Source organism: Acidimicrobiales bacterium, from assembly GCA_035533095.1.
Lineage (GTDB): Bacteria > Actinomycetota > Acidimicrobiia > Acidimicrobiales > Palsa-688 > DATLUM01.
Map to the genome: position 1 here is coordinate 1 of DATLUM010000100.1, position 16452 is coordinate 16452.

Annotated in this window: 15 protein-coding genes and 1 tRNA gene; 8 read left to right on the forward strand and 8 right to left on the reverse strand. The window is 66.2% G+C overall.

Going from position 1 to position 16452, the window contains the following annotated elements:
• Positions 1-574 precede the first annotated feature (574 nt).
• A complete protein-coding gene (locus VNF71_12500) occupies positions 575-994 on the forward strand; it encodes a VOC family protein (protein ID HVA75373.1) in 420 nt (139 codons plus the stop codon).
• Between the two features lie 657 nt (positions 995-1651).
• On the opposite strand, the gene VNF71_12505 is transcribed toward VNF71_12500, so the two are convergent.
• From VNF71_12505 to VNF71_12515, 3 genes are all read right to left on the reverse strand, one after another.
• On the reverse strand, positions 1652-2548 hold the full coding sequence (locus VNF71_12505) for a tyrosine-type recombinase/integrase (protein HVA75374.1): 897 nt from the start codon (positions 2546-2548) through the stop codon (positions 1652-1654).
• A gap of 137 nt (positions 2549-2685) precedes the next feature.
• Positions 2686-3243: a hypothetical protein gene (locus tag VNF71_12510; protein ID HVA75375.1), complete on the reverse strand. Its 558-nt coding sequence runs from the start codon at positions 3241-3243 to the stop codon at positions 2686-2688.
• A 335-nt stretch (positions 3244-3578) separates the two neighbouring features.
• Positions 3579-4139 (reverse strand): hypothetical protein, encoded by a 561-nt coding sequence (locus tag VNF71_12515; protein HVA75376.1) that lies wholly within the window; start codon positions 4137-4139, stop codon positions 3579-3581.
• Between the two features lie 278 nt (positions 4140-4417).
• On the opposite strand from VNF71_12515, the gene VNF71_12520 reads away from it, so the two are divergent.
• From VNF71_12520 to VNF71_12540, 5 genes are all read left to right on the forward strand, one after another.
• Positions 4418-4630 carry a hypothetical protein gene (locus VNF71_12520; protein HVA75377.1) on the forward strand — a complete coding sequence of 71 codons (213 nt, stop codon included), beginning with the start codon at positions 4418-4420 and terminating at the stop codon, positions 4628-4630.
• 1767 nt (positions 4631-6397) lie between these two features.
• A complete protein-coding gene (locus VNF71_12525) occupies positions 6398-7105 on the forward strand; it encodes a hypothetical protein (protein ID HVA75378.1) in 708 nt (235 codons plus the stop codon).
• Between the two features lies 1 nt (position 7106).
• Positions 7107-9896: a MobF family relaxase gene (gene mobF, locus VNF71_12530; GenBank protein ID HVA75379.1), complete on the forward strand. Its 2790-nt coding sequence runs from the start codon at positions 7107-7109 to the stop codon at positions 9894-9896.
• A 23-nt stretch (positions 9897-9919) separates the two neighbouring features.
• Positions 9920-11251 carry a type IV secretory system conjugative DNA transfer family protein gene (locus tag VNF71_12535; protein ID HVA75380.1) on the forward strand — a complete coding sequence of 444 codons (1332 nt, stop codon included), beginning with the start codon at positions 9920-9922 and terminating at the stop codon, positions 11249-11251.
• Positions 11248-11490: a helix-turn-helix domain-containing protein gene (locus tag VNF71_12540; protein ID HVA75381.1), complete on the forward strand. Its 243-nt coding sequence runs from the start codon at positions 11248-11250 to the stop codon at positions 11488-11490. Before VNF71_12535 ends, VNF71_12540 begins: the two co-directional genes overlap by 4 nt.
• Here the strand turns inward: VNF71_12540 and VNF71_12545 are convergent.
• From VNF71_12545 to VNF71_12555, 3 genes are all read right to left on the reverse strand, one after another.
• Complete coding sequence (locus VNF71_12545) at positions 11487-11711, reverse strand: hypothetical protein (GenBank protein ID HVA75382.1); 225 nt, start codon at positions 11709-11711, stop codon at positions 11487-11489. The two genes, VNF71_12540 and VNF71_12545, sit on opposite strands and share 4 nt — an antisense overlap.
• 339 nt (positions 11712-12050) lie before the next feature.
• Positions 12051-12440 carry a hypothetical protein gene (locus VNF71_12550; protein ID HVA75383.1) on the reverse strand — a complete coding sequence of 130 codons (390 nt, stop codon included), beginning with the start codon at positions 12438-12440 and terminating at the stop codon, positions 12051-12053.
• A 308-nt stretch (positions 12441-12748) separates the two neighbouring features.
• Positions 12749-12819: transfer RNA gene (locus VNF71_12555), tRNA-Gly, on the reverse strand.
• Positions 12820-12895: 76 nt separating this feature from the next.
• Here VNF71_12555 and VNF71_12560 point away from each other — a divergent pair.
• Positions 12896-13438, forward strand: coding sequence for a DUF1697 domain-containing protein (locus VNF71_12560; protein ID HVA75384.1), 543 nt, complete (start codon positions 12896-12898; stop codon positions 13436-13438).
• A 75-nt stretch (positions 13439-13513) separates the two neighbouring features.
• Positions 13514-14086 (forward strand): dCTP deaminase, encoded by a 573-nt coding sequence (dcd, locus tag VNF71_12565; GenBank protein ID HVA75385.1) that lies wholly within the window; start codon positions 13514-13516, stop codon positions 14084-14086.
• Between the two features lie 51 nt (positions 14087-14137).
• Here the strand turns inward: dcd and VNF71_12570 are convergent, their stop codons facing one another.
• Together VNF71_12570 and VNF71_12575 are read right to left on the reverse strand one after the other, a co-directional pair.
• On the reverse strand, positions 14138-14938 hold the full coding sequence (locus VNF71_12570; protein ID HVA75386.1) for a slipin family protein: 801 nt from the start codon (positions 14936-14938) through the stop codon (positions 14138-14140).
• A 339-nt stretch (positions 14939-15277) separates the two neighbouring features.
• Positions 15278-16393, reverse strand: coding sequence for an IS630 family transposase (locus VNF71_12575; protein HVA75387.1), 1116 nt, complete (start codon positions 16391-16393; stop codon positions 15278-15280).
• Positions 16394-16452: the final 59 nt, after the last annotated feature.

Here is a 16452-nt window from a genome sequence, read left to right on the forward strand (position 1 = left end):
TACACGATCCACGACGACGTGCTCCTCATCGTGGTCGTCACCCTCGGGCACCGCCGAGACGTGTACCGCTAGCGCAGAACATCGAGCCGCTCTTCACAAGCTCGCCGATCAGACACCCACTTGACAGATGCCGAATCGGCGACCTGGGCCGTCTCCATGCGTCTCCCGAAGTTACCTTCGACGCCTCCACGACTGGAAGTACGCGTAGCCGGAGGCGAGCACCACTGCGACGACCCAGACTGGCCACGGCGGGAAGGGTCCGACCGCAGCGGTCGAGGGGGCGATCACGAGCACGAAGGCTAGGCCCGAATGTTCCATCGCGCGCTTCCCAGGTCCCGATGGGGAGATTCCGCCTTCGGCGCGTAGTCGGCAGGGAGGCTCGGCCTCCCCCGTCGCCAGGCGCGACCCGGTGGGGACGCATATCGCCCCCCAGCCATCGGTCGGTGACAACGCGCCGTCCTCGAGGTCCTGCGTGTTTTAGGACAGGGTTCGGCATCGTCGACGGGGCGATGAGCAAGGCCGAGTTAGTCCGTCTACACGGTGGAAGGATCCGACAGACAAAGAGGGTTGCACAATGACAGGACCGACGCCTCCAACGCCTTACCTACACTTTCGCGGCAACGCTCGGGAGGTACTGACCTTCTACGGTGACGTGTTCGGCTGCTCCGTACAACTGCACACGTTCGAGGAGTTCAACCGAACCGATGGGCCAGCTGAGGCCATCGCACACGGTGGTCTCACGCAGGGCCCAGTCGCCCTCTTTGCCTCCGACGTGGCCAGCAGCGAAGCCCCGTTCCGGTGCGAGGGAATGATGTTCTCCCTACTAGGCGCCGCTGACGCCCCGACTCTGCGGGACTGGTTCTCCAAGCTCTCCGAAGAAGGCCGGGTTGTGGATGACTTGCAGACGCGACCCTGGGGAGCATCTGACGGCCAGGTAATCGACCGGTACGGTCTCCACTGGCTCATCGGGTTCGAGGATGGCGACACCGACTGAAGGCGTGGCCCTTCATTCAGCCGACCTTCGAGCCAGCGCTGAATACAAAGCGGAGGTCCCCGACCGCGCGTCCCGCTACCGCGGTTTCACGCGTGGGCGAAGTGCAACACCGGGCGTGGCAACTCCTCCAAGCACCAAAGGGCTGGCGTCGTCGTCCGGCGCACATAACCGCCCCCGGAAGCCACCAGAGAGAGAGACTCGCCGCGCCGCGGCCGGCCGAACGTATTCGGCATCGCTCGGCTCGAGCGATCGGGCATGCTGGATCAGTGTCCGGCTCAGAAGGGGCGTTCAGGCGCCCGGCCGCGAATGGAGCGGGTTGAAATCACCCTCAGGATGTTCCTCCACAACCTCCAGGACTACGTTGTCAGGCGGATTCGCCGACCGTGGCCCGGCGATTCTGATACGCGGCTGCCAGCGGTGAAGGTTGAAATCCTTGACAGCGTCGCCCAGGGGTGGTTCGAGCCAGTTCAAGGGGAAAGCCCCGTGCTGTACTTCGACATACCACCCGAGCCGGGACGCTGACGACCGGGGCCGACGCGCCCAGAACTTCAGCACATCTAGTTCGGTTGTCGCGTCAACCATCGCGCCCGACTCGGCGATCTCGTCGGCTCGCCGGAGGGCGCCGTCGGTTCTGACGGCGCCCAGAACGCCACTGTTCTATCGGCTGGCACCTGCGATGAACGTTGAGACGATGTAAGTGGCGTGACGGTCCAGCGAGACTCTGGCTCGGTCGTAGCGCATTGTCGTCCTGGGATCCGCATGAGATGCGGCCTCTTGGACATCCCGAAGCGGCACGCCGGCGTCAAGCGCGGCGGTGATGAACGCATGTCGTAGGGTATGCGGCCCGATCGGCTTCGTGATCCCGGCCCTGCGGGCAACTCGCCGGACGATCCGGGCTGCGCCGTGGCGGTCCAATCGAGCCCCAGTCGCGGCAGTGAAGATCGGCCCTTCGCTGCGCTCACCTATAGCCAGGTCGACCGCCCTGGCAGTCCGCGGTGCGAGCGGAATCGTGACGATCTTGCCTCCCTTGCGCAGGATCGTGAGCGTCCGGTGCCCTCGTTCGAGGCCCAGGGTCTCGATGTTCGCCCCAGTGGCCTCGGAGACGCGCAGACCGTTGAGCGCCAACAGGGAGATCAAGGCGTGCTCCGCGGCGGGACCCAACCCTGCTGCTACTAGCAGGGCGCCGACTTCGTTGCGGTCCAATCCGATCGCATGAGACTCGTAATCCAGCCGGGGTCGACGCACGTGCACCGCCGGGGACAGAGGAATGAGCCCCTCCTCCTCGGCGTAGCGGTAGAAGCCGGTGACGGTACACAACCGCCTCGCGACGGTCGCCCGCGCCCGGCCCTTCTCTTCCAGGTTGCGGGCGTAGCACTCGATGTCGGCCCGGCGGATCGAAAACAACGCCAGGTTGTGCTGGTCACACCACACCACGAACTGGCGCAGATCCAGCGCGTAGGCGTCACGGGTCATACCTCGATATCCGGCCAGGAAACCAGCCAGAGCGAGCTGCTCGGCGTTGCTCAATGCTGGGTCGTAGACAACCACAGCCATGGATGATTCGTCCTGCATGGATTACCTCCCCGAGTCGGTGGGACTCGAGGGGCCCGAGCCCCACAGTTGAGACCCCGACGCTAGGACGACACCACCGTTCCAGGCCGGTCCTAACGAGATGGCGCCCACGTTCTGTGTCAGCTCGCGCTGAGCAAGGTGACCTGGTCGGGCGGGGGTGCGGGGGGGAAGTTCCCCGTGCTAACGAGCTCGGTGTAGTAGATGCCAGGCGGTAGAGGCGGTACCTGTCCGCCCTGTCCGCACGTGGGTACGTCCGATCCTGGTGTTTGCTGTGGGGAGCAGGCCAAGTACGTGGTTTGGACAGTGATCGCAATCTTGGTGTCCCCTGGATGGAACGAGATGGCGCTTCGTCTGCTGTAGGCGCAGACGGCCGGCCACACCACCATCGGGTGGTAGCTCGTGTTGGTCAGGACGACCTGGTAGCTGATAGCGCAGCCCGGAGGCGTGCCGACGTTGTGGTGCGTGGAGTTGGTGACGACGAGCGTGCCCTTGATGGGTGTGCCGGATCGCACCTGCGTCGAATCGAGATACAGCCAGGCTGAGAGCTCTGGTGCGTGTTCCGGGTACGCCTTGTGGGACGCTGCGCAGCCACCTGCGGTCAGGACCAGGGCCGCGGCGACGACCCCGATTCCGAAGCGGCGGTGGCGCTGGGCTCTGGTGAGGTTGCCACGGGTCATTCCACCTGGACGTTTCGCCACCTCTGGGTGGTTCCCTGCCGACGGGGGCCCGAGAGTGAGGAGCCTGCTGGGCAGCGCGTAACGCTGGATATACGGGTGATCCATCGTGCATCTCGTGCAAGAGCACGACGGCGATCTGCGCTCCCCGAAGGTGCACTCTCCCACGGGGCGGACACGCGAGATCGACACTCCATGCCGAATCACGGGCGGCCGGGTGTGGCTCGCCCGTAACCAAATGCGCTGCTGATCTGGCGCGCCTCCCGGTCCCGTTGTCCCGTTGTCCGCTGGACCGTTACGGGAACCTGGTTCCGGTTTCAGATGGACACAATGAGCGCCTAAGACGCCTTGGTCTGGTCTCGAACGACGGACCTGACCGAGATAGCAACCCGAATGACGGTCGTGGCTATGGAGACAAGCAGCATCGCACCAAATAGGGACGCGACTGCGACGATCAGTCTCTTCGCGATGGACCCACCCGCCAGTGAGTAGCCGAGAACGAAGGCGACCGCGAGGAAGACGACGTATCCGACGATCAACCGTCGCAGCAGTCTCCGCTGCGGGCTCTTCGGTGCATCTGCAAGCGCACTCTCAGGTATAGCGCCAACGAAATGCTGCTCCGCTCCCCGTGTTCCTTGCCAGGCGAGGTGCACGCTTCCGGTCTCGTCGAGGGTGTACACCGCGCGGGCCGAACCGAAGAGACGGTCGGAACGTCCACTCGGCGACGGCTTCCAGGTGGTCCCCAGAGCCCGAATCTGAAGTGTGACCGGACCGCCGGAGGCCCTCAACCGTTTGACGATCTGGCCCGGACGGGTCCGCCGCGAACCCCGAAGGCCCCAGTAGATGACCGCGATACTGACGACAACTCCCACCAGCGCTGAGTAGGCGACGAGGGCCACGTAACGAGAATGCCATAGCAGGGCAAAGGGGACGCCTCCACATCAAGCGGCTAGCCCGGCTCGCTTGGTCATGCAGGGGGATCGTGACCGACCGGCCAACTCTGACTGAGCGCCCTGATCGATGCCGAGTACGAGCTCACCATCGGGTACCCGCCCGACATCAGAAGCGCTGCTGTTATGCACCCCTTCGACTCCCTGGACCCCATCCTGCGAGGTCCGAGAGGTAGCTCGCATCGGCCCGGCACAGGGGTGAGAATGGATACGTGAGCCTTCCGCCGATGCCATGGCGCATCCTGGCAGTTTGCGGTCTCGCCGGCGTCGTGAGTGGTGCGATCCTCGGGCTTGTCCGGGGGCTGAGCTATCCCCCGACGGTCGCCTTCGCCATCGTGGAAGGCGCGATCATCATTGGAGCACCCGTCTCGGTCCTCGGCCTCGTGTGTGTCGGCTTCTGGTCGCTGGCCAAACGCACCCGACACCCGGGCAGAAGCTGAGCGTTCTGGCGTCGCCTGAAAGCCAGGGGCAGATACAACGGAGGTTGCCTGATCGCCGAATATCGGCGCATCGCTAGACCGGCGAGAAGCGGGCGGCGAGACGCGGGATGGGTCATTCGGGGTGCTACGTGCCGCCTCAAGCCGGGCGCTAATCGGGCCGAGGAACCCTCTATGGCGGCTCCAACCGCTCCCCTTCGACGGGGAGTCCTTTCGTCTGCCCTCGCCCTGGTGGCCGGTGTCGTGCTTGTCGCGTGTGGCGGCGCTAAGCCCGCGAATGGGGTCGTAGCATGCTCATCGGCCAGTGACTGCCAGAGGGCGATGTCCCGCGTAGTGGGCCGCACTGTCTTGATTCCGCATCTTGCGGGCATGTCGTTCTACGGCGGGTTCACGGCGCCCAAGGCCGAGAAGGACGGGTTCGTAGGCAAAATCTTCTACCGCAACGGTCCTGATCCAACCGTCGGATTCGGAGTCTACGGGCCTGGTCAAATCGTAGGTTCGGACCTGGGCGCATGTAGCGGGAGGGCGAGTGAGGTCATCACTCCCAAGGGGCGCTCAGTGTGTTGGGAGCAGGGACCAGGCGGCGACTTCTCCGCGAGGTATGTCAACGGTGGGTTGCTCTATCAGATATCGGGGTCCGATAGATCGAACCAACCGTCGGTAGCTCAGATCACAGGAGATCGCGTGTGGGCGCTCTCCGCCGTTGACGCGTACGCCTAGGCACTCGGAGACGCCAGAACGTCTCATCTGTTAGCGGTCACGCGACACGCCGATCCGTGGCGTTCCAGCGCCAGATCGACGGTTAGGAAACTTGACGATTGTCAAGTAGGTCGAGCAGGAAGTCTGTCCGTAATCGCGGGCAGTGGTGCCTAGCATCCGAGAATCGAAGTCAGCCCTCCCGATCGACGGCGGGCGAGCGCGCAGAGATGACGTCCGCCGCCGGCTTGCTCACCTCGTCGAACACGAAAGCCGGCAACCTATCGTCCTGGCCGTCACGCCCCGCAAGCCGCTGGCCGTCGCGGTTCTCAGGAACCGGCCGACCGATCTAGTCGCAAACAGCCTCGGCGCCCCACACCCCCATGGCTGCCGACGCTAGACCTGCCTGGTCACACACTCTCACCATGGTGAATCCGGGTCGGCCGCACCGCCCGAAACCCCCTCTGCGCGTCCAACTCGAACTTGAGCGGACACCGGATGTGGGAGCCCGGGGGTCACCCCCCTGACTAGCGCGCCTCCCCCCTCGAGGGGGGAGGCTTGCTACCCGGCCCGGCTGCAAGCGCTGAGTTCGTAGAGATGCAAGAAGGCGGGTGCGATCCAGTAGCTGTCGCGAGCCCACCAGAGATCCAACAGGTAGATCGGCGTCTTGGTTGAGCACCGGTCCGACCCCACCAGGGATCTTCGGCACATGGCCTGGCAGAGGGGCGCCGTCAGTAACGACCTCACCGAGACAGTCCGTCTTGCAGCTTCCGCGTAACCCGCCAAGGCGGGACCGCTCGGATCGGTTCGGTGCATCGTCGCGGGGTCCGCTTCGGCGGCGAGCGGACGCTGACCCGTACCGTTGGGCCGCTCCGCGGAGCCCACTCGAAAGCCTGAGGACCGTGGGCATGTCGCGAAAATTCCAGAGCGCGACCTTGACGGAATCCTTGACTGGGTGGATCGTTCTGCCCCCTGACCTGCGATTTCGCGTCGGAAGGGGCCGCCCAAGAAATTCTTCCGAGTCAAGGTCTCGGTCAAGGTTCCCGTCAAGGTCAGGGGTTGATCGTTGGCCCCATGTCATCCCGTCAACCATCTCCGGTCGCCATCCTGTGCGTCTGGCCCGAGACGCGCGAAGCCCGGCGAGGTAGCCCCCATGCCTGGTCGGCCGATCGGGTCCTGTCCCGGTTCGCCACACCGGCAGCGGCCGTGCTCGCGGTGCGCGAGCACGCGCTGGCCGACACCGTCCTCGCCGCTCTCGCGTCCCGCCCGACCGACCCCGTCGCCACCCTCGCCGCGCTCGCCGGCCTCGCCCCGCGGCTGTCGTCGATCACCACTCGCTGGCGTCGCGCCGGAATGCCCGCCGAGGAGGTCACCGACGCCGAGGCCGACCTGCTGACCGAAACCCTCGACACGCTCCGCCGGCTCCCCACGCTGCGAGCCGACCTCGTGGTGCGTACGGCATGGCACCGCACACACGGGCGGCGCCGAACCGATCGCTCCCGCGCCGCTAGGACCGGAGCACTCCACGAATACGCAACGGCGACAACGCAGCTCGCTACAAACCCCCTCGCGACGATCGTCAGCTGCCTCGCCGTCGCACTCTCGACGGCGACCCTCAGGCGCGACGAGGCCGCCGCCATCTGGGCCGACGTGTGTGGGTGGTCTCCCAACGAGGCGGCTCGGGAGGCCGGCTGCTCGGCTCAGACGTGGAGGGCCCGGCGTCTGCGTGCCTTTGGCGCGGCAAGGCACTCGCCCGCCTTCGATGCGATGAAGGTGATCTGAGATGTTGTCGGTCGGGATCGTCGCCTCCGGTGGGGTGGGCTACTACATGCAGACCGTCGGTTCCGGTGTCGACGACTACTACGCACGTGCCGAACCGGGGCGCTGGATCGGTGCCGGTGCCGCCGATCTGGGCCTCGCCGGCGAAGTCCGACCCGGGCAGGTGGACGCCCTCGCCGGTGGTCGACATCCGATCACCGAAGACCCGCTCGGGGTCACGGTCGGCAAGGTCGCCGCGTTCGATCTGACGTTCTCCGCCCCCAAGAGCGTGTCGCTGATGGCAGAGCTCGCCGAGCCGGGCACCCGCCACGAGTTCGCGCAGGCTCACCTTGCCGCGGTCCAGGCGACTTTGCGTTTCATCGAAGACGAAGGCGTCCTCGCCGGCAGACGCGGCCACGGCGGCACCCGCCAGATCGCCACCCAGGGAGCGGTCGCGGCGGCGTTCGAGCACCGTACGAGCCGAGCCGGGGATCCGCAGCTCCACACGCATCTCCTCGTGTTCAACCGGGCGAAGGGCGCCGACGGGCTATGGCGCGGGATCTACGGCCGGCGCCTGTTCGCCTGGGCGAAGACAGCCGGCTACGTCTACCAGGCAGCACTACGCGCCGAATTGACGGAACGACTTGGTGTCGCATGGCAAACGCCCGTCAACGGCATGGCAGAGATCCGCGGCGTCCCCGAGAGGGCGCTCGAGGCGTTCTCCACACGGCGAGCCGAGATCGAAGCCGCCCTCGCAGAGCGCGGCCAGGCCACGGCACGCTCGGCACAGATCGCGACCCTCGCCACCCGAGGCGCCAAGCCGGAAGGACTGGACCCCAGCGTCCAGCGCGTCGCCTGGTGGGAACGCGCGACCGAAGCAGGCCTGCGACCACAGCACCTCGAATGTGCCATCGACCAGGCACCTCGACAGCTCCACCCCGCTCAACCGGACGACCTTGCCAGGAGGCTCACCGCCCCTGACGGGCTCACGGCCCACCGCTCGCACTTCGACCGCCGAGAGGTGATCCAGGCTGTTGCCCAGGACTCGATCACCGGGCTGAGACCGTCAGACGTCGCCACCGCTACTAACGCGGTCCTTACCACCGAGCAGATCATCAACCTCGGCACGGAGCACCGCTTCGCCGGTCCGATCTACAGCACCGTCGAGGTCGTCGAACTCGAGGCGAGGCTCCTCGACGCGGCGGAACGCGCCCAAGCAAACAGCCGGGCCATCTGCGAGCCCGCGAAGGTCGAGCGCGCCATCACCGCTCGGCCCACGCTCTCCGCTGAACAGCAGCGCATGGTCCGCCACCTTTGCTCCGCCGGCGACGGCGTCCTCGTCGTGGTCGGACGGGCCGGGACGGGCAAGACGTTCGCTCTCGACGCGTGCCGCCAGGCGTGGACCGCCTCCGGTATCACCGTCGTCGGCGCCGCTCTCGCCGCGAGAACCGCGGCCGGACTGCAAGCAGGCACCGGCATCCCATCCACGACTGTGGACCAGCTGCTCTCCGACCTTGGACGCCCCGGTTCCCAAGCGGCGCTGCCGCGCGACGGCGTACTTGTGGTTGATGAGGCCGGCATGGTGGGCACACGCAAGCTCGCTGCGCTCGCCGTCGCCGCGGAGCGCTATCACTGCACGCTGGTTCTCGTCGGCGACCCGAGGCAGCTACCGGAAATAGAAGCCGGCGGCGCGTTCGCCGCTCTGGCAGTACGCAGCGGCGTGGAGCTAACCGAGAACCGCCGGCAGGTGAACACCTGGGAACGCGAGGCCCTCGCCCAGCTTCGCCACGGCGATGTCGGCAAAGCCGTCTCGGTCTACCGCGAGCACGGACGTATCACACTGGCCGCCACCGCCGAAGAAGCACGGACGCGGCTCGTCGACGACTGGTGGGCGACCCGCAACCCCGGTCAGCGCGACCGCACCGCGATGATCGCCCTGCACCAGGTCGACGTCGACGAGCTCAACGCGCGTGCCCGTTCGAAACTCGAAGCTGTCGGGCAGCTCCGCGGCCCAGAGCTCGAGGCGGCGAACACCAAACGCTTCGCGGCAGGCGACGAGATCCTGACCCTCCGCAACGACCGGCGCCTCGGTGTCACCAACGGCACCCGTGCCCAGGTGACCGGTGTCGACGTCGGGAACCGGAGCATCACGGCCAGAACCACGGACGGGCGCGAGGTCACCATCACCGGCGAGTACATCGACGCCGGCCATCTGACCCACGGTTACGCGCTCACCGCCCACAAGGCGCAAGGCGTGACTGTCGGGCGGGCCTTCGTGCTCGGCTCGGACCGCCTCTACCGCGAGGCCGGCTACACCAGCCTCTCGCGCGCCACCGATCAGACCGACCTGTACCACGTCGCGCCACCACAGGTCGGATGGCACCCCAGGGTCGACCCTCACGCCCAACTGACCGCGAGCCTGTCGCGCTCCGCCGCGCAGACGCTCGCCATAGACCAAATCGGCCAGCTCCCCCCAGACCGGGAAACCCTCACCGCGATCCGCGACGCAGCGCTCGCCGACCCAGGGCAGCACCTCGTCGACCGACTCGGCCCGCCGCCGCCCGCAGGAAGAGAACGGGAGATGTGGGCCGCGGCGGCCACCGCCATCGACGCCTACCGCGACCGCTACGGGATCACCGGTCCGGACTGCCTCGGCCCCCGACCCGAAACCAACCGACTCGACGGGGCCACCCAGTTCGGCCGCGAGACCCAACTCGAGCAGACCCGCGCCTACGAGCACGCCGAAGCGCTCGTACGCCAGACCGAGCGGCACCTCGAGCAAACGCTCGAAACAGACCTCGGCCTCAGCCGTTGACCGAAACAAGCAAGGAGGAAACCGTGAACTCAATCACCCGTCTCATCGAAGACGTCAAGGACCGCTGGTCCACCCAACCCGTGTGGCCCCACGGGTTCGCCGGCATCTACCTCGGGTTCGGAGCCCGCGACCCGGTGTTCTCCGGCTACGAGCACGCCGCTCTGGTCATCGGGCCTCCACGATCGGGCAAGACCACGGCCGTCGTCGTCCCGGCCGTCGCGCTGTGGCCCGGGCCTGCCGTGGTCACCTCCACCAAGGCGGACATCCTCCGGGTGACCACACGGCACCGATCCAGGACAGGGAAGGTTTGGCTCTGGGATCCTACCGGGACCACTCCGTTGCCAGACGGCGTCGAGCGGCTGCGCTGGTCGCCGCTGCAGGGGTGCGCCGACTGGGACACGGCGATCGACCGTGCATGGATGCTCACCGCGTCTGCGCGACCGAACGCGACCGGCGACTCCGAGCACTGGACCGAACGGGCATCCGCGCTGCTCGCCCCGCTGCTGCACGCCGCGGCGATCAATGGCCGCAAGCTCGACCAAGTGATGGAGTGGGTCCACAGGCGCGAGGCGTGGGACGCGACCGACCTGCTGTCGGTCAACTCGGCCTCGGCGGTCGCGCACGACCTTCTCGCAGGCATCGCCAACACGGACAGCCGTGAGTTGTCTGGCATCTGGTCCACCGCGGACGGGATCCTCGCCGCCTACCGGTCCACCGCGACCCTCGACGCGGCGTGCCACCCGAACTTCGACCCGGAGGCCTTCGTGCGCTCCGGCGACACAGTCCATCTCGTCGCGCCCGCGACCCGGGCCCACCAGCACGCCCCCGTGGTGTGCGCGCTGCTCGACCAGATACGCCATCACACCCTCGGTCGGCCCAACCGTTGGCCGCCGATGCTGTGGGCGCTCGACGAAGTCGCCACCATCGCCCCGCTGCCGAACCTGCCGGGCATCGTCGCCGACGCCGGGGCCCAGGGTCTGCTCGTACTCGCCTGCCTGCAGGACCTCTCCCAGGCCCGCCACCGCTGGGGCTCCCGGGCAGACGGGTTCCTCACCCTGTTCGCGACCACTCTGATGCTGCCTGGTGTCGCGGACCCGGTCACACTCGACACAGTCACCACCCTCGCCGGGAAGGTCGACCGGCCGCAGTACTCGACCAGCCGCGGCCGGCTCGGCACCCAGCAGACGATGAGCACCCGGCCGCTGCCGCTGCTTCCCGAGAACGTGATCGCCCAAGGGCGCGCCGGGCAGGCCCTGCTGCTGCGCGCCGCCTACCCGTCCTGGCTTCCGCTCACCCCGTGGCACTCGACGCCCTGGGCGCTCCAACTCCTGCAGGCCGAAAGGAGCCCGATATGACAGCCGCACCTATTGAGAAGCTCCTGTACAAACCGGAGGAGGCCGCCAAGGCGCTGGGGATCGGGAGGTCGAAGATCTACGCCCTGATGGCATCCGGACAGCTCGAGTCGGTTCTCCTCGGTGGCAGCCGACGGATACCCCTCGACGCCATGCACGCCTTCATCGAGCAGCTGCGCGGATCGCCGTCGGAGGAGGCCGGTACCATCGTGGCCTCGCCGAACGCGGCCTTCACCACCTAGAGCAAAGGACAGCGTCCATGGCTCACATCACGAAGCGCAGCACGGTCTCCGGCGAGCCCCGCTACGACGTGCGCTGGCGCGTAGCCGGTAAGGACCGTCAGCGGACCTTCCGGCGCTCCGCCGACGCGGTGACCTTCAAGCGGGAGATCGAACGTCAGGAGCTCACCGGCGTCGCGTTCGACCCCAAGCGAGCCGAGATCACCGTCGCTGAGTATGCCCACGGCTGGCTCCCGTCACGACGCCGAATGGACGGAAGCCCGCTCGCACCACGCACCCAGGAGTTGTACAGGTACATGCTTGATCGGTTGATACTCCCAACACTGGGAGATCGCCCCATCGGAGAGCTCCGCGTGACTGAGATCAGAGCTTGGCACGGCGACACCGCCGACAACGTCACGCCATCCCAGGCTGCCAAGGCATACCGGCTGCTCCGAACCATCCTCAACACAGCGGTTGAAGACGAGCGGATCATCTCCAACCCTTGCAAGATCCGTGGTGCCGGCCAGGAACGGTCGGCGGAGCGCCCGTTCGTTGACGCGGAGATCGTGCTCCAGATCGCCTCAGCGATCGACGAGCGGTATCGCGCCCTGATCCTTCTGGCAGGTTTTGGGGGACTGCGCCTTGGCGAGCTGCTCGGCTTGCGCCGCTACGACATAGACCTTGCCAAGTCCACCGTCCGAGTGCAGGAGCAGGTCGTCGAACTCAAGAACGGCGACCGACTCGTGACACCGCCCAAGACAGCCGCTGGGATACGCAGAGTCGCACTCCCCAGAGCTGTCGCCGACGCCTTGGGGGTTCATCTCGACAGATACACGGGGCCCGATCCGCGTTCGCCCGTGTTCACCGGTCCGCTCTCCGAAGGTCTTCGCCGGGCGACCTTCTACACGGAATGGGCTAAGGCGATGAAGGTCACCAAGCAGAAGGGACTGCACCTTCACGACCTCCGACATGCCGCTGGAACCTTGGCCGCCCAGCAGGGAGCAACGATGCGCGAGGTCATGGCACGCCTCGGTCACGCCTCACCCGCGGCGGCACAGCGGTACCAACATGCGGCGGAGCGCAGGGACAGCGTCATCGCCGACGCTCTGCAGACGGTGATCGAGGCGGCGCAACGCATGGACGAGGCTCCTGGACGCATCGACGAGCCAGCGGTCTCTCAGGGTGATGCGGGATGGATGCGGGATGATGGCGCCGAAGCCCACTCTGACAGGGCTCGATCGGACGCCGAAAATCCAGTACCACCAGCCGATCTACCGAGAGCGAGCGACGGGAATCGAACCCGCGTTCTCAGCTTGGGAAGCTGATGTTCTGCCTCTGAACTACGCTCGCAGCGCCGGCCAGACTACCCGACCGCCCTAAGCCGTCGCCCGGCCTGCGACAGGCGGGAATGTGCGAACGTGACGCTGTGACGTACCGAGTCGCAGCCTTCGTGAAGGGCATCAATGTCGGCGGCAACCAGATGGTCGAGATGGCGACCCTACGCGGCCTGCTCGAAGATCTTGGCCTCACGGACGTACGGACACACCTGCAGAGCGGCAACGCCGTCTTCGGGTGCAAGGCCGCGGAACGGGCCTCGCTGGCTTCCCGCATCGAGGGTGCGATCGAGTCGAAGTTCGGGTTCCGGCCGGTGGTCGTTCTCCGGTCTGTCGAGGAGATCGAACGGGCGATGGCGGACGATCCTCTCGCCGCCCTGGCTAGTGATCCCGCCAGGCACCTGGTCGGGTTCCTGCGGGACGCGCCGGCGGCCGCCGCTTCCAAGGCCGCGGAGGTGCTGTCGGTGGGAGACGACCTTGTGCGGGTGGTCGGATCACACCTCTATATGTGGTGCCCTTCAGGGATCAGCCGTTCGCCGCTGTTCAAGGTCAACTTCGACAAGGTGCTCGGCACTCCGGTGACCACGCGCAACTGGAACACCGTCACCAAGGTGGCCGGGCTGCTCCGGTCCTGAGCTACCGGGTTGAGCCCATCCCCAGGAGGTCCCACGCGCCAGACCCCGCCCGGCACCTCGGCTACCGTGCCCGTCGTGATCTTGTCCGACCGGACCATCCGCGAGTTGCTCGAGTCCCGCCGGATCGTGATCGACCCCCTCGATCCTGCCTGCATCCAACCGTCGTCGGTAGATCTTCGGCTCGACCGCTTCTTTCGGGTCTTCCGCAATCACACGATGCGTGTGATCGATGTCAGGGAGGACCAGGAGGAGCTCACCGAGCTGGTCGAGATCGAAGAGGACGACGCCTTCATCCTCCATCCCGGTGAGTTCGTTCTTGGTTCGACGGCAGAGCGTGTCGCGCTGCCAGATGACTTGGTGGCCCGCCTGGAGGGCAAGAGCAGCCTCGGCCGGCTGGGGCTGCTGATCCACTCGACAGCGGGGTTCGTCGACGCCGGCTGGGATGGATACCTCACGCTCGAGCTTTCCAACGTGGCCAACCTGCCGATCACCCTCTACCCCGGGATGAAGATCGGTCAGATCAGCTTCCTGCAGATGACCACCCCAGCGGAGCATCCCTACGGGTCGAGCCAGGTCGGCTCGAAGTACAAGGGCCAGCGCGGCCCGACTCCGAGCCGCTACTTCGAGAACTTCCAGCGCCGGCGCTGACCCCGCCCCGAGTGCCTAACGAGGTTCGCGCGATTGGGGGCGCCAACCTCTTCAGGCCGCCCCGTCCCTCTGGAACATCGACAGCAACTCGACCGGAATCGGGAAGACCAGGGTGGAGTTCTTCTCCGCGGCGACCTCGGCGAGGGTCTGAAGAGTCCGAAGCTGAAGTGCTCCCGGGCTGGCGGTCAGCTTGTCCGCGGCCTCGGCGAGCTCGGTGCTGGCCTGAAGCTCACCGGTCGCGGCGATGACCTTGGCGCGCCGCTCTCGCTCAGCCTCTGCCTGCTTGGCCATGGCCCGCAGGAGTTCCGCCGGCAGGTTGATGTCCCGAACCTCGACCTGGCGCACCTCCACCCCCCACTCGGTGGTGCTGCGCGCGATGGTGGCGCGCAGCTCGCTGTTCACGTCCTCCCGGTGGGCGAGAAGGCTGTCGAGCTCGTAGCGGCCGATGATCGAGCGCAGGCTCGTCATCGCGATCCGCTGGCTGGCGAACCGGAAGTTGTCGACGCCGATCACCGCCCGTACCGGTTCGATCACTTGGAAGTACACCACGGCGTCGACCTGGATCGTCACGTTGTCCTGGGTTATGACCGCTTGGGAGGGAATGTCCACTACCTCCACACGGAGGTTCACCTTGACGACGCGATCCATCAAGGGGATCCGGATGACCAGACCCGGGCCGCGAGGCCTGCCCAGAACCCGCCCAAACCGGAAGAGAACTGCCCGCTGGTACTCGGGTACGACGATGAACACCGAGCGGGCAAGGATCAGGCCCGCGACTATCACCACAGCGATGACGATTCCGGCGATGGTTCCCGCGCCGGGGCCGCTGGCCAATCCGAGAGTGCTGGACATGCAACGAGTATCGCCTACTCCACCCCTGCATGCACAGGACCTTTGGGTCCGCTCCGCCCTCCTCAACGTTGGAACAAATCTGGCCGATCGGTCCCGCACAGTTACCGTGCCTGACGGTGTTCATGTAGAGTTCGCCGGCTAAGTCAAGAGGCTCGATTGGGTGTGAAAGCCATAGACCTGCACGCTCGGGTTTCAGGACCCAGGGATATGGTGAGGCACCTGGAGTGGGAACCCGCCACCTGCTCCAGGAGAGCGGTACCGAGATCCGCCGCTCGGGCCGCTCCGCTGATGGCGCCCGCGAGGGCGCCATCAGTGTTTCTTCGCCCGGTGAACCATCAGCTAGTGGTGCGTCGCGGTGGTAGCTGAAGCATTGAGAGTGGCTCGTGCCCGTCGTGCTTTGGCGAGGATGGCTTCGGCAGTTTTGGTCCAGACGAAGGGTTTGGGGTCGTGGTTCCAGTGCTCGGCCCAGGTCTCGATGGCTTCGATTAGAGAGTCAACGGAGTTGAACACGCCGCGCTCGAGGCGCCGCTTGGTGAGGATTGAGAACCAGCCCTCTACGAGGTTGAGCCAGCTCGAGCTTGTCGGTGTGAAATGAAGATGCCAACGGGCTCGGCGGGGATGGGCGAGCCACTCGGCGACCGGTGGTGCTTTGTGAGCCGACAGGTTGTCCAACACGACGTGGATCTCCAAGTCCTTGGGGACATGCAGGTCGATCAACTTGAAGAAGGCCAGGACGTCCTTGGCTGTATGGCGTTTGCGGGTGTCGTAGAGGACCTCTCCGGTGGCCACGTTCATCGCTGCGAACAAGTCCGTGGTGCCATTGCGCTTGTAGTCGTGGGTCATCGTGCCCGCCCGGCCTCGCTTCATCGGCAGCGACGGTTGGGTTCGATCCAGTGCCTGCACCTGGGTTTTCTCGTCGAAGCTGAACACTGCCGCGCGCGCCGGGGGGTCCAGGTACAACCCGACGACATCGACCAGTTTGGTCTCGAAGTCAGGGTCATTGGAGACCTTGAAGCTGTCGACCCTCCACGGCTTGAGGTCATGCTTTTGCCAGATACGAGCGACCGTGTCCTTGCCGATCCCGTGACGATCAGCCATCAAGCGAGTGGTCCAATGCGTGGACTCGTCATCGGGACGCACGTGCAAGGTGTCATGCACCACCGCGTCTTCCACCTCCGCTGCCACCCACGAACGCCGACCGCGGCCTTCGGCGATCCTGCCAACACCTGCAACGCCCTCGGTCTCGAAACGACGCCTCCAAGACCGCACCGAGTTCGAGGCCACCTTGACCCGCCGGGCCGTCTCATAGACCGATACGCCATCAGCGGCCAACAGCAACGCCTTCGCCTGAGTCACAGTCCTATACGGAAGCGACGACGAGCGGGCCATTCGCTGTAACTCCTCCCGCTGCTCGGAGGAAACCACGAGAGGACGCGCTGCCAGCACCGATACCATGCTGACAGCCTAGACACCTCAGCTATATCAGCGACGGACCACTAGGGACCCGAATTGCT

Bases quoted from the DNA above. Each gene is read 5' to 3' on its own strand.
- VNF71_12510 (HVA75375.1), bottom strand. From the start codon at position 3,243: ATGACCCGTGGCAACCTCACCAGAGCCCAGCGCCACCGCCGCTTCGGA.
- VNF71_12570 (HVA75386.1), bottom strand. From the start codon at position 14,938: ATGTCCAGCACTCTCGGATTGGCCAGCGGCCCCGGCGCGGGAACCATC.
- VNF71_12520 (HVA75377.1), top strand. From the start codon at position 4,418: ATGCCATGGCGCATCCTGGCAGTTTGCGGTCTCGCCGGCGTCGTGAGT.
- VNF71_12550 (HVA75383.1), bottom strand. From the start codon at position 12,440: ATGTCGGAGGTCGTGAAGGTGCAGTCCCTTCTGCTTGGTGACCTTCAT.
- VNF71_12525 (HVA75378.1), top strand. From the start codon at position 6,398: ATGTCATCCCGTCAACCATCTCCGGTCGCCATCCTGTGCGTCTGGCCC.
- VNF71_12540 (HVA75381.1), top strand. From the start codon at position 11,248: ATGACAGCCGCACCTATTGAGAAGCTCCTGTACAAACCGGAGGAGGCC.
- mobF (HVA75379.1), top strand. From the start codon at position 7,107: ATGTTGTCGGTCGGGATCGTCGCCTCCGGTGGGGTGGGCTACTACATG.
- VNF71_12500 (HVA75373.1), top strand. From the start codon at position 575: ATGACAGGACCGACGCCTCCAACGCCTTACCTACACTTTCGCGGCAAC.
- VNF71_12505 (HVA75374.1), bottom strand. From the start codon at position 2,548: ATGGCTGTGGTTGTCTACGACCCAGCATTGAGCAACGCCGAGCAGCTC.
- VNF71_12575 (HVA75387.1), bottom strand. From the start codon at position 16,393: ATGGTATCGGTGCTGGCAGCGCGTCCTCTCGTGGTTTCCTCCGAGCAG.